The organism is Oribacterium sp. KHPX15 (assembly GCF_900107835.1).
Lineage (GTDB): Bacteria > Bacillota > Clostridia > Lachnospirales > Lachnospiraceae > Oribacterium.
The window spans coordinates 20,415-32,658 of the sequence record NZ_FNRG01000012.1; the positions used below are offsets into that span (position 1 = coordinate 20,415).

The window sequence follows — 12,244 nt, forward strand, 5'->3', positions numbered from 1 at the left end:
AGATGAAAAAGAAAGGCGGAGGAGGTGACGAAGGCGGAAGCTGGATGGACACGTATGGTGACCTCGTAACCTTGCTTCTGTGCTTTTTCGTTCTTTTGTACTCCATGTCAAGTGTTGACAGCCAGAAATGGGATCTCTTCGTAAGAAGTATCTATCCGGATGGCAAAACCCCCAGTGAGAGAGCTGCTCAGGAAAAAGAGGATACTGCTCTCATTAACGCCCAGGTTGTGGAAGAAGGAGTGCCGCCGGAGGGTATAGTGGGAAACCCCGAGATTGAGGAGAACCTTCTGGAGAAGTCGGATCTGTCCGAGATTTATCTTCAGATAGCCCAGAAACTCAATGAGGCCGGTATCGAAGGGGTAACCGTAACCCGGGGTGAGGACTACACCTTCGTGGTTTTTAAGGATAAAGCCTTTTTTGCCGGTGATAGTTCTGTATTATCTGAGCAGGGGCAGAAGACACTGGACATATTATGTGATACAATAAGCAAAGATAATGAATTGATATCACAGCTTAATGTAATGGGTCATACCGCACAGGCTGATCCGAGTAAGATAAACAATGCAAGAAACGACCGTATGCTTAGCGCCATGAGAGCAGCAGAGGTCTGTATCTACATACAAAATAAAGAATTCCTGGATCCGGATAAGCTGGTAAGCATCGGATACGGGCAGTTCAGACCTCTTGAGGACAATTCCACACCTGAAGGAAGAGCTGCCAATCGAAGGGTTGAGATACTGATCATAGATAAGGACGGTGATGTCAAGGATCTGGATGAGTATTATAAGGAACTGAATGAAGGCATTAACGCTGACACCACTATCATTACAACCGGTGAAAGCGTAGCAACGGCAGATGATGGATTGTCTGCCGGTATAAGTGAAAATACGGTGATGCTGACTCCTGCCGGAGGAAGTGATACATCGTCTGTTACCTCATCCGCCGAGGGAGTGTCGGGTCAGGCTGATTTAGAAAGTTATGCAGCAAACGCAGTGAAGGATTTAACTTCACTGGATGCCGCTTTACAGGCCGGACCGTAGTTTTATTTATTATACGCCTGCCGTGTAAAGAGGTGTGTTAACCTGGTATGATAAACAATGAGGGGTGTTTAACATATGGCAGACGTATTATCCCAAAGTCAGATTGATGAACTTCTGAAATCAATGTCCGGTGGCGGCGGATCTTCATCCAAAGAAGAAAAAGTTGAGGAAACCAAAGCTTCAGCGGAATCGGAAAAGAAAGAAGAAGAAAACTTTAATAAGTATGATTTCTATAGTCCTCGTAAGTTCACAAAGGATAAGATCAAGCTCCTTAGAAGTATTTATGAGAACTATGCAAGAATCCTTACATCTCAGGTAAACGGTGTATTCCGTGTTCTTACGGATATAACTGTTATAGAGCTTAGAGAAAGCCGTTACTATGAGTATGTAAACATGTTCCATGAGAATGACTGCATGACCATAGTTGATGCTTATATCAGCGAAAAGGGCAAGAGTAACGTGCCTCTCATGATATATTGCACACCGGGTCTTATCATCACACTTATAAATCACATGCTGGGTGGAGGTGATTCGGTTGTTCGTGTAGAGGATAACTATCGTTATTCCGACGTGGAGATGGCACTTTACAAGAAGGTGCTTGACTATGTTATCCATTCCATGGACGATGGATTCTCCAATTACATAAACATTGACTTCAAGATGCAGAGAGTGGAGGAAAACCCCTCCATGACTCAGGAGATAGGTCTTGATGAGACAGTTGTTATCCTGGTTCTCAATGTAGACGTTTCCGGAATTGCTGCAGAGAAGATAAGGATCTGTATACCGGGTACATTGCTTGAGCATATCTTTAAGATTATTGATAACCGTAAGCATATCGCAAGAGGCTTCTCTTACGAGAACAATTCGGATGTTATCATGAATCATATAAAGGATACCAAGTTCCCTATCACAGGTCAGCTTGGAGTTATAAAGCTTGATATAAGTGATATTTATCATTTGCAGGTGGGTGATGTTATAGATTTGAACAAATCCGCCAAAAGTAAGGTCAAGCTCTATGTGGGCAGACAGCCCTGGTTCATGGGAACCATGGGTGTCCACAAGAAAAATATCGCGGTACGTATTGAAGACAGAATAAGGCCCACCGGGAAGGATAAACCCACGGAGGAGATTATCGCGGATCTTTTGAGTGAGTCTGTTGAGCAGAAGACAGGTTGATGCTTCTCTCACAGTTCATGATATATAACGTATATTTTATTAAAAGCTAGGAGAAAAAAGTATGGCTAAGATTATGCTTGTTGATGATGCTGCATTCATGCGTATGATGGTTAAGAATTCCCTTACAAAGGGCGGCTTTGCTGATTGTGAATATGTTGAGGCACAGGATGGTGCCGAAGCAGTAAAGAAGTATGATGAGGAGAATCCTGACCTTGTTATCATGGACATCACCATGCCCAATATGGATGGTCTTCAGGCTCTTAAGAAGATCAGAGAAGCTCATCCTGATGCAAAGATCGTTATGTGTACCGCAATGGGTCAGGAATCAATGGTTGTTGATGCGATAAAGTCCGGTGCAAAGGATTTCGTTGTAAAGCCATTTAATGCAGAAAGAATCACTTCTACAGTAAAGAATATTCTTGGTGCATAAATGAACCGGAGCGACATGTTCCTTTGTGCTTTTAAGGAAGAGAGGGAATGATATGTCATTTTTGAGTTCGTTCGATATAGCAGCCTCCGGAATGAGCGCCCAGCGCCTCAGGATGGATATAGCTGCTGAGAATATAGCCAATGTTGATACGACCCGCACTGAATCAGGCGGCGCATATCAGCGTAAGGATGTTGTGTTTGAAAGCTACGGAGAGGGATCTTTCGCTGAAGCATTCAGAAATGCCCAGCGAGGCAGAGGCTTTCGCGCACAACAAAGATCGGGAGTCAGAGTCTCGGAGATCATTACTGACACCCGTGAGATGAAACGAGTATACAATCCTTCCCATCCCGATGCGGATGCGGATGGATATGTGGAAATGCCCAATGTTGATGTACTGAAGGAAACAGTAGACAGTATGTCCGCTACCAGATCTTATGAAGCGAACGTTACTGCTCTTAATGCTATGAAGGCGATGGCACAGAAGGCACTTGAAATAAAGACTTAACTACTATTTTTGAGGGGTAAAGGAGAGTAGGAATGGGTGCTGGTCGCTTTAATGAAATGGAAATGGACGCCATAGGCGAGATAATGAATATCAGCCTTGGCTCTTCGGCAACAGCATTATCAACGATGCTCGGTACGAAGGTCAATATTACAACGCCTATAGTTAAGGTACAGAGTAGAACGGAGTTCGAGTTCAGGGAGCTTGAACCCGCTATTGGCGTTGAGATTTCCTACGTAAAAGGTCTTGACGGAAAAAATGTCATGATGTTCAGCCGGAACGATGTGCGTGTCATCGTCAGCATGATGATGGGCATGGACATTCCGGAGGAAGAGTTTGTGATGGATGAGATGAATGCATCTGCCATCCGTGAAGTCATGAACCAGATGATGGGATCTTCCGCAACAGCGCTTTCAGAGTTCCTGGGAACAACTGTGGACATTTCTACGCCCGTATCTTTTGAAATTCCAAACGAAAAAGAATTTAAAGAAAAATATTTCCCCGGTGATAATGAAGAAGTTGTAGTTCGCTTTACTCTCGAAATAGAAGATAAACAGCTGGAAAGTGAATTCCTTAATATCATGTCCGTATCGCTTATGAGACGACTGCTTCAGCCCTTTGCTGAGCAGTTTGGTCTGGAGCTTAGCGATGGAGGTGATGACGAGGAGGATAATGCTGCAGCAGAAGCGGAAGTTCAGGAGCAGGCACCAGAGCCTGCACCGGCAGCAGCTGCTTCTTCAGGACCTTTGGATCAGGCAGCGGTAGATGCGCTTCTTAACGGAGGAGCGTCAGAACCTGCTCCGGCCCCGGCAGCATCCTCAGGACCTTTAGACCAGGCGGCAGTAGATGCACTTCTTCATGGTGGAGCTTCGACAGAACCTGCACCTGCGCCTGCAGCGGCAGCTCCGGCGCCCGCACCTGCCCCGGCCCCTGCACCTGCCCCGGCAGCACCTGCAGCACCTGCACCTGCAGCACCTGCACCACAGCCGATACCTGCCCCGGCAGCAGCGGCACCTCAGTATGTTCAGAGTGTAGCAGCGGCCCCGGATCCTTTGACCTTGCAGCTTCTTAACCAGATGCAACAGTCACAGACCCAGATGATGCAGCTTATAAAGGATATAGAGGAAGACAGAAAGAATGCAAGAAAAGAACCGAGACCCGGTGTTAAGGTTCAGTCTCTCAGTTCACCTGAATATGCTGATTCCGTTGAGGGTGAAGAGCAGGAAGAAAACAGAGAGATGCTTATGAAGGTTCCTCTGGATATCTCTGTTGAGATAGGAAGGACCAAGAAGCTTGTCAAGGATATCCTTGAATTCACACAGGGTTCCCTGGTGGTTCTGGATAAGATGGCCGGTGAACAGGCAGACCTCTATGTAAACGGTGAGTGTATAGCCCGTGGAGATATAGTTGTCGTTGAAGATAACTTTGGTATCCGTATCACCGAGATCATCAATAAAGAAATAAGTACGGAAGGTTTGTGATAGCTATGCACAGTACTATTTCACTCTTATCCGGATTTTTGGTATTTGTAATCATTCTGCTGCTGGCTTATGTCTGCAGCAGATATTTAGGTAAGACCTGGCAGTTCCACGGAACCGCAAAATATATGGAAGTCATAGATCAGCTTGCAGTTGGACAGGATCGCCTGCTGCTGATCGTTAAGATTAATGAAAAGCATTATCTTATGAGCTCCTCTTCTCAAGGGGTTTCTATCCTCACGGAGCTCGATGGCGATTTCTCGTCGGAAGAGAGTACGGGTCCTCATATGACCGGCGATTTTTCTCAGTATCTGAACAGATATTGGAAGCAGTTCAGAGACGGAAAGGATAGCAGTAAATAATGGGGGATTTACTGACCGGATTAAATGGCGGAAACGTTCCGACCTTGGATTTGATATTTATGCTGACGATGGTGGCCCTGGTGCCATCTATTGTTGTCATGATGACTTCGTTCACTCGAACAATCATTATCCTGTCTTTTACAAGAACAGCAATGGGTGTTCAGCAGACACCGCCCAACATGGTCATAGCAGGTATGGCCCTGTTTCTTACGCTCTTTATCATGAGTCCCACAATTGCCCAGATAAACGAACAGGCATATCAGCCTTACAGAGCTGGAAGGATCAACCAGGAAGAGTGCATCAGACGTATGGTGGTTCCCGCCAAGGAATTCATGCTCAGAAATACGGAAAAGGAAACCCTCGACAGATTTGTGGAGATGGCTGAAGTAGCGGTTCAGGACGATGTAAGAGATTATCCCATTACCATCATAACCCCCGCTTTTATGACATCGGAGCTTAAAAGAGGCTTCACCGCAGGTTTCCTCATCTATCTTCCCTTTCTTCTTATAGATATAGTTGTTTCCACAACTCTTATGGCCATGGGTATGGTAATGCTGCCACCCGCCATGGTTTCCATGCCTTTCAAACTTTTGCTTTTTATATCTGTGAATGGTTGGGAACTGATGTTTTCTACCATCATCAGGAGTTTCAGATAGACGACAGGCTCACAGTGACACGTCGGACACCTTCTGACAGGATCGCAGCGGACAAAAAACAAATACAGGAGCCAATCAGATTAGCATCTGAATGTCAGAAATAAAGGCGAATAACATTCGCCTATAGAGGAGATATATAATGACCACCGGAGTTGCACTTGACACATTGAGAGAGACATTTATGCTGGCTCTGGAAATAGCTTTGCCGCTCTTACTTATAAGTATGATAGTCGGTGTAGTGCTGGCTATATTCAGTGCTGCCACTTCCATAAATGAGCAGACCCTTACATTTGTGCCTAAGCTTTTATCCATTCTTATTGTGCTGGCACTTCTTGGAAGTACCATACTTGTAAAGATCCAGGAATTTTTTGTGAAGATTCTAGATATGATAGCTTCCGGAGGCTGACATGATCATTCTTTTCAGCTACATAGTAATGCGTGTTACGGGAGTCATCACCTTCAATAATGTGATTGCAAGAAATGAGTTTTCACCATCCATAAAGGGCATGTTTGTATTTATGCTTTCCGCCATGATGTTCATCTGGAATGAGGGCCTTCTTTATACGGAGCCGGAGACTCTTCTTGAATACGGAATGCTGCTGGTTAAGGAGCTTGCCATAGGCGCCTGTATAGGATTCGGAATGGATCTCACCTTTGCCATTGTTCGTTTCGGAGGTACGGTTATTGACTTTGTTATGGGTCTCAACATGGCACAGGTATTTGACCCTGCGTCAAATCAGCAGTCAACACCTACATCAAATCTTCTTGCTATTTTCATGAGTATGGTGTTCTTCACTTCCGGAGGACATATAAGATATATCGGTATTTTGTTTAATTCTGTGAAATACATCCCATTTGGACAGGTGCAGCTGAATTTCGGCATAGCAAGATACATGTTTGAACTGTTTTTTGACTGCATGGTGCTTGGACTACAGATTGCATTTCCGATACTTGCAATCGAGCTTTTGGCTGAGATATCCCTTGGAATTCTTATGAGGATCAATCCTCAGCTTAATATTTTCGCAGTAAACTTTCAGTTAAAGATCATTGCCGGCATGGTAATGCTTCTGGTGCTTTTTACCCCGATGTCGGAAATGATCATCCGGATAATGGAGGGTATGTTTACACATCTTGATGAAATAGTGAGAGTCCTGGCCGGGTAGCAGGTTTGGATCACGAATATCAGAAACTGCAGGTTCCTGTCCCGGACGTTGAACCTGTGAGCGGAAGAAACAGTAACAGGAGGACGATACATGGGTGACGAAGGCGCTGACAAAACCGAAGAGCCTACCGCGCATAAGTTAAGCGAGGCGAGAAAAGAAGGTAATGTCTGTCAAAGCAAAGATGTAGCAACAGTGGTCATGCTGTTGGGAGTCTTTGTCATGATCCGTATAATGCTGCCAACTATCTACAAGTTCATAAGAAGTATGTTCACTTTTGTGATTGAGTGTATAGGGTACACTAAGTATGATCCATTGGGACCTCCACTTTTTTACAGATTCATACTATATGCTCTCGTATGTAGTATGCCCATACTTCTGGTTTCTGTGATACTGGCTATACTGGCACACGGCGTACAGACAAGATTTAATTATTCAAAAAAGGCAACCAAGATTAAATTCAGTAAATTAAATCCTATATCCGGGATGAAAAAGCTGTTTTCCATGAGTAAGGTTGTAGAGACCATAAAAAGCATTCTGAAGATCTCGATCCTGCTGGTCCTTTTGTATGTGATCATAAAGGATAAGCTTCTTCCCATAGCCAGGATGCTTGATATGAATCCATTTAATTCCACACTGATACTTTTGAGTTTTATCTGGGATCTCATACTCCGGGTTGTTATTGCATTTTCTGTCATAGCATTTCTCGATTATCTGTACCAGAGATATAAATATCATAAAGATCTCATGATGACTAAACAGGAAGTCAAGGATGAGATGAAGATGATCGAAGGTAACCCTGAAGTAAAGAATAAGATGAAACAGAAGCACAGGGAAATGTCGAATCGTCGTATGATGCAGGAAGTACCTACAGCGGATGTTATCGTCCGTAACCCGACTCATGTGGCAGTAGCGTTAAAATATGATCCGGAAAAGCACGGCGCACCCTATGTTATTGCAAAGGGACTTGACCTTATGGCTCTCCGTATTGTGGATATAGGTGAGCATAATGATGTACCCTGGATAGAGAACAGACCTTTGGCAAGAGCACTTTACGCAAGCTGTGAAATAGGGCAGGAGATTCCCATTGACTATTACAGTGCCGTGGCGGAGCTCCTGGTTTACATCTATAAACAGAAGAATAACGGAGAAGTTCCGGCCTGATAATGCTGAGGTACCCGGGGTTTGAAGGAAAAATCTTTCAATTTGTGCAAGATGTAAAAGTAAATCAGAGCTAAAATTATTAATTTTGAGCAGATTTTGATTCAAATTAAACATTTTTTCAAAAAAATTAAGGGATTTTATAACTTTTTCGAGACAAGTTATTAAAAAACTATTATAATGAATGTATATCTTAATTTTGTTCGTAAGATATAGAGAATAGAATAACGAGAAGAAAAGAAACAGATCACAGACTATGAAATGGACTAAATTTGTAGCGGATAATTCCATAGTTGTTATGGCTCTGGTAATCATCCTGTTGCTGATCATCCCTCTTCCGCCTTTTATGGCAGATCTGGCTATAGTCCTTAATATGGCCATCTCAATGATGATCCTTGTAATCACGATGACGATCCACAGTCCGCTGGAATTTTCGATTTATCCTTCATTGCTTCTGTTGACTACACTGTTCCGTCTTGGCATCAATGTTTCAACAACCAGAAACATCCTGTCTAACGGCGGTTCCTCCGGACAGGTCATCGCTGCTTTTGGTGACTTCGTTCTGCAAGGAAATGTTGTTGTCGGTCTTGTAATCTATATCGTCATTGTTCTCATGAACTTCACGGTCATCACAAAGGGTGCTGAGCGTGTAGCAGAGGTTTCAGCCAGATTCAACCTCGACGCTATGCCCGGTAAACAGATGGCCATCGACTCAGACCTTAACGCAGGTCTCATCGATGAGCAGGAAGCTGCCCGTCGTAGAATGAATGTTCAAAGAGAATCCGATTTTTACGGCTCCATGGACGGTGCTACGAAAATTGTTAAAGGTGACGGCGTCATGTCGCTGATAACCACTGCGATAAACCTGGTGGGAGGCAGTATCATTGGTATCGTTCAGTCCGGACAGGACATAGGTACCGTATTAAACACATACACAATTGCAACCGTTGGTGATGGTCTTGTGGGACAAATCCCATCACTTCTTATTTCTACCGCAACCGGCATGATCGTAACCCGTGCCGTGGCAGAGGGATCACTTAACGAGGACATATCAAAGGAGTTTTTGGCACAGCCAAGATCATTTATGGTCGCAGGCGGTGTTATTTGTGTTCTCTGCATTATTCCCGGTATGCCCCTGATCCAGATCCTTATAGTAGGTCTTGGATTCATAGCAGCGGGATATGCAATGCAGCGGAGAATACTCGAGGCACCTGAAGCAGTAAGGGCAGAGGCCTACAGGGCAGCTAGTCAGGGAGCGAGACAGAGGATCGGAAATGTCGGCGTCGAGGAGCCTGAAGCTGCGGGAGAAGAGCAGGCGCAGAAAGCACCTGAACAGACACAGGAAGAATTTTTTAAAGATGTTAATAATGTATACCATTTGCTTCAGGTCGAACCTATCGAGCTGAATTTCGGATACAGTCTCATACCTCTTGCGGATGAGTCGGTTGGAGGAAGACTTATAAGCCGTATTGTAGTATTCAGAAGACAATACGCACAGGAGATGGGTTTTGTCATTCCTTCTGTAAGACTCAGAGACAGTGCCAAGCTTGGAACAAATGAGTATATGATAAAAATTAAGGGCGAGTCAGTTGCAGTGGGAGAAGTTCTTACGGATTTCTATCTGGCACTGGAGCCTGAGCATCTTGAAAGGGAGATCGATGGTATCGATACCATTGAACCGGCCTACGGTATCCCGAGTAAATGGATTAAGCCTGAACAGAGAGAAAGAGCGGAAATGTACGGATATACCGTTATCGACCCGTTATCGGTTCTCGTTTCACACATGAGTGAGGTTATCAGGCAGCACAGCTACGAACTTATCACAAGGCAGGAAGTTTTCCGACTTGTGGAAAACCTGAAGAAAACAGCGCCGGAGCTTGTTAATGAAGCATTTCCGACACTGGTATCCTACAATCTCTTACAAAAGGTTCTTACGATGCTTCTTAAGGAAGGAGTATCTATAAAGGATCTTGAGACCATAGTTGAGACTATGGTAGACGTGATCACAGAGACAGGACTGCCGGTAAAGGATATCGACTCGCTGGTTGAACAGGTAAGAATATCATTAAAACGTACTATCACAAGAATGTATTGTGAAGACGGAAGCATGAAGGTAGTGACTCTTGATGCGGATCTGGAAAGATCCATGGTCAGTTCACTGTCTAAAGGTGAAAGCGGATATTATCTTGCATTAAGTCCTGATGTTTTACAGAGTCTTGTAAGACAGGTATCCGAGGAAATCAAGAAATTCAAAGAACTCTCGCAGACTCCGGTTATTCTGACCTCAGAGGTTATGAGAGCACATTTCTATCACCTTATAGAACAGTTCTATCCTCAGGTAAGAGTTCTTTCCTTCAACGAAGTTGCAAACAATGTCCAGATTCAGGCGATAGGGAGTCTGAAGCTGGAGGAGAAGTAAAAGGAAACAGAAGTAGATGTAGAAAGTTAGAGGGGATGAGATATGATCGACACTATTTACAGGGGAGCAGTTGATGATCTCGAAGCGATGACCAATGAAGAGCTTTTCGAGCTGTATCAGAAAAGGCATGATAACCATATCAAACAGGAGCTCACCATGCGCTACGTTTATATAGTAAAAAGCGTAGCGTATCAGATGAGGGATGTTTACAGTGATTCCATGCAGCCTGAGGATATCATTAACGAAGGCGTGATTGAGATCATGAAGGCCATCGACAGATATGATATCGAGAAGGACAATAAGTTCGAAACCTTCATATCCAGACGTATCAGGGGTATGGTTATCGACCTGATACGTAAAAATGACTGGATGCCCAGAAACTATCACAGAGACCGGAAGAACATCGAGGATGCCAGAGATGAGCTTCAGCGGAAGCTGGGACATGCACCCAGTGATGAAGAGATATCCAAGTATTACAAGATGGATGTCAAGAAGATCAAAAAGGTGGACAGAATGCGCACTATGGTGAATGTTCTGTCCCTGGACATGACCTATGATGACAATGATGAGACTCTGTTCCAGGTGGCTTCAGAGGACATCAACACACAACCGGAGGGTAGTTTCTTGCAGAACGAGACAGTAGCAACATTGGCAAAAGCCATTGATTCATTAAAAGATAGTGAGAAAAAGGTTATTTCTCTTTACTATGTTGACGAATTAAATATGAATCAGATTGCTGAGGTTATGAATATCAGCCAGCCGAGAGTTTCCCAGCTTCATTCCATTGCTATAGAGAAGCTCAAGGGCTACATGTCAAAGATGTCATAACAAAGCTTTGCAGTATTTTTTTCGATCCGCTATTTAAAAAATTAAGTGGGTCATTTAAAGGGTGGGACCCTAAAAGGAGTAAAAATGTATCAGGGATTTTACAATCTGACATCCGGAATGCTTACACAGCAGCGCAGACTTAATGTTGTCAGCAACAATATGGTCAATATAGAGACGGCAGGTTATAAAAAGGATACTATGACTTCCACTACTTTTCAGGAAGAAATGCTGGTTCGTACCGGAAGGTATAACAAGGACAATCCTACTGACCTTGCCACAACATCCAAGATTGTCACTGCACAGCAGACCTATACCAATTTTGAACAGGGCGCATTCAATCCGACAGACGGTATTTATGACTTTGCCATAGGCGGAAATGGATGGTTTTCCATACAGACAGATCAGGGAGTGCGTTATACAAGAGACGGTGCTTTTTCCGTAGATGAGGAAGGCTATCTTCAGCTTCACGGTCTTGGACGGGTACTTGGCTCCGATAATCAGCCTGTAAGGATTCCTACAGAGAATTTCACGGTTTCAGAAGATGGAACTATATGGGTGGACAAAACTCAGGCTGCATTAACTACCGGAAAACCCGAAGATCCCACTAATGAAGCTCCTGAAGCTCAGGAACCTGAACAGCGTGAATCCTATGGACAGATCAGGCTTGTGGATTTTCAGGATTACGGACAGCTTCATAAAGAGGATAACGGTTTGTATTCCACCAATCAGGCAGCCGCTGTTGTCAACGGACAGGATGGCACTGCTCTTCAGTGGGGAATGCTTGAAAGGGCCAATGTTGACATGGTGGATGAGATGACTACCATGATTTCATCCCAAAGGGCGCTGCAGAGTGCTGCACAGATGCTCAAGATGTACGATTCAGTTATGGCAAAATCTTCTTCAGATGTCGGAAGACTCTGATAAATACTGATCAGTTCAGTGTTTCTCTGTATTACTGATCAACAAGGAAGCAATCAGATCAGCATTTGCATGTCGTAAATGAAATGAAGAACATGCAGTAATAGAGGAGTA

The 12,244-nt window shown here is 44.1% G+C and carries 13 protein-coding genes; all 13 read left to right on the plus strand.

Going from position 1 to position 12,244, the window contains the following annotated elements; genetic code table 11:
- Positions 1–2 precede the first annotated feature (2 nt).
- Positions 3–1,040 carry an OmpA/MotB family protein gene (locus BLV86_RS08825; protein WP_090816354.1) on the plus strand — a complete coding sequence of 346 codons (1,038 nt, stop codon included), beginning with the start codon at positions 3–5 and terminating at the stop codon, positions 1,038–1,040.
- A gap of 75 nt (positions 1,041–1,115) precedes the next feature.
- Positions 1,116–2,216, plus strand: coding sequence for a flagellar motor switch protein FliM (locus BLV86_RS08830; RefSeq protein ID WP_090816356.1), 1,101 nt, complete (start codon positions 1,116–1,118; stop codon positions 2,214–2,216).
- A 61-nt stretch (positions 2,217–2,277) separates the two neighbouring features.
- Positions 2,278–2,646: a response regulator gene (locus BLV86_RS08835; protein WP_029202086.1), complete on the plus strand. Its 369-nt coding sequence runs from the start codon at positions 2,278–2,280 to the stop codon at positions 2,644–2,646.
- Between the two features lie 52 nt (positions 2,647–2,698).
- A complete protein-coding gene (flgC, locus tag BLV86_RS08840; protein WP_031549260.1) occupies positions 2,699–3,151 on the plus strand; it encodes a flagellar basal body rod protein FlgC in 453 nt (150 codons plus the stop codon).
- Positions 3,152–3,183: 32 nt separating this feature from the next.
- Positions 3,184–4,629: a flagellar motor switch protein FliN gene (fliN, locus tag BLV86_RS08845; protein ID WP_090816358.1), complete on the plus strand. Its 1,446-nt coding sequence runs from the start codon at positions 3,184–3,186 to the stop codon at positions 4,627–4,629.
- A gap of 5 nt (positions 4,630–4,634) precedes the next feature.
- A complete protein-coding gene (locus BLV86_RS08850) occupies positions 4,635–4,988 on the plus strand; it encodes a FliO/MopB family protein (protein ID WP_139297902.1) in 354 nt (117 codons plus the stop codon).
- Positions 4,988–5,644: a flagellar type III secretion system pore protein FliP gene (gene fliP / locus BLV86_RS08855; protein WP_029202089.1), complete on the plus strand. Its 657-nt coding sequence runs from the start codon at positions 4,988–4,990 to the stop codon at positions 5,642–5,644. The genes BLV86_RS08850 and fliP overlap by 1 nt, the downstream gene beginning before the upstream one ends.
- A 139-nt stretch (positions 5,645–5,783) precedes the next feature.
- Positions 5,784–6,050 (plus strand): flagellar biosynthetic protein FliQ, encoded by a 267-nt coding sequence (locus tag BLV86_RS08860; protein ID WP_031549265.1) that lies wholly within the window; start codon positions 5,784–5,786, stop codon positions 6,048–6,050.
- Position 6,051: 1 nt separating this feature from the next.
- Complete coding sequence (locus tag BLV86_RS08865; RefSeq protein WP_090816362.1) at positions 6,052–6,807, plus strand: flagellar biosynthetic protein FliR; 756 nt, start codon at positions 6,052–6,054, stop codon at positions 6,805–6,807.
- Between the two features lie 90 nt (positions 6,808–6,897).
- On the plus strand, positions 6,898–7,968 hold the full coding sequence (gene flhB, locus BLV86_RS08870) for a flagellar biosynthesis protein FlhB (RefSeq protein ID WP_031549269.1): 1,071 nt from the start codon (positions 6,898–6,900) through the stop codon (positions 7,966–7,968).
- Positions 7,969–8,221: 253 nt separating this feature from the next.
- Positions 8,222–10,384 carry a flagellar biosynthesis protein FlhA gene (flhA, locus tag BLV86_RS08875; RefSeq protein ID WP_031549271.1) on the plus strand — a complete coding sequence of 721 codons (2,163 nt, stop codon included), beginning with the start codon at positions 8,222–8,224 and terminating at the stop codon, positions 10,382–10,384.
- Between the two features lie 42 nt (positions 10,385–10,426).
- Positions 10,427–11,212, plus strand: coding sequence for a sigma-70 family RNA polymerase sigma factor (locus tag BLV86_RS08880; RefSeq protein WP_090816364.1), 786 nt, complete (start codon positions 10,427–10,429; stop codon positions 11,210–11,212).
- An 84-nt stretch (positions 11,213–11,296) separates the two neighbouring features.
- Positions 11,297–12,133: a flagellar hook-basal body protein gene (locus BLV86_RS08885; RefSeq protein WP_031549275.1), complete on the plus strand. Its 837-nt coding sequence runs from the start codon at positions 11,297–11,299 to the stop codon at positions 12,131–12,133.
- Positions 12,134–12,244: the final 111 nt, after the last annotated feature.

Bases quoted from the DNA above. Each gene is read 5' to 3' on its own strand.
- BLV86_RS08850 (WP_139297902.1), top strand. From the start codon at position 4,635: ATGCACAGTACTATTTCACTCTTATCCGGATTTTTGGTATTTGTAATC.
- BLV86_RS08865 (WP_090816362.1), top strand. From the start codon at position 6,052: ATGATCATTCTTTTCAGCTACATAGTAATGCGTGTTACGGGAGTCATC.
- flhB (WP_031549269.1), top strand. From the start codon at position 6,898: ATGGGTGACGAAGGCGCTGACAAAACCGAAGAGCCTACCGCGCATAAG.
- BLV86_RS08880 (WP_090816364.1), top strand. From the start codon at position 10,427: ATGATCGACACTATTTACAGGGGAGCAGTTGATGATCTCGAAGCGATG.
- BLV86_RS08825 (WP_090816354.1), top strand. From the start codon at position 3: ATGAAAAAGAAAGGCGGAGGAGGTGACGAAGGCGGAAGCTGGATGGAC.
- flhA (WP_031549271.1), top strand. From the start codon at position 8,222: ATGAAATGGACTAAATTTGTAGCGGATAATTCCATAGTTGTTATGGCT.
- fliN (WP_090816358.1), top strand. From the start codon at position 3,184: ATGGGTGCTGGTCGCTTTAATGAAATGGAAATGGACGCCATAGGCGAG.
- BLV86_RS08860 (WP_031549265.1), top strand. From the start codon at position 5,784: ATGACCACCGGAGTTGCACTTGACACATTGAGAGAGACATTTATGCTG.
- BLV86_RS08835 (WP_029202086.1), top strand. From the start codon at position 2,278: ATGGCTAAGATTATGCTTGTTGATGATGCTGCATTCATGCGTATGATG.
- flgC (WP_031549260.1), top strand. From the start codon at position 2,699: ATGTCATTTTTGAGTTCGTTCGATATAGCAGCCTCCGGAATGAGCGCC.
- fliP (WP_029202089.1), top strand. From the start codon at position 4,988: ATGGGGGATTTACTGACCGGATTAAATGGCGGAAACGTTCCGACCTTG.
- BLV86_RS08885 (WP_031549275.1), top strand. From the start codon at position 11,297: ATGTATCAGGGATTTTACAATCTGACATCCGGAATGCTTACACAGCAG.
- BLV86_RS08830 (WP_090816356.1), top strand. From the start codon at position 1,116: ATGGCAGACGTATTATCCCAAAGTCAGATTGATGAACTTCTGAAATCA.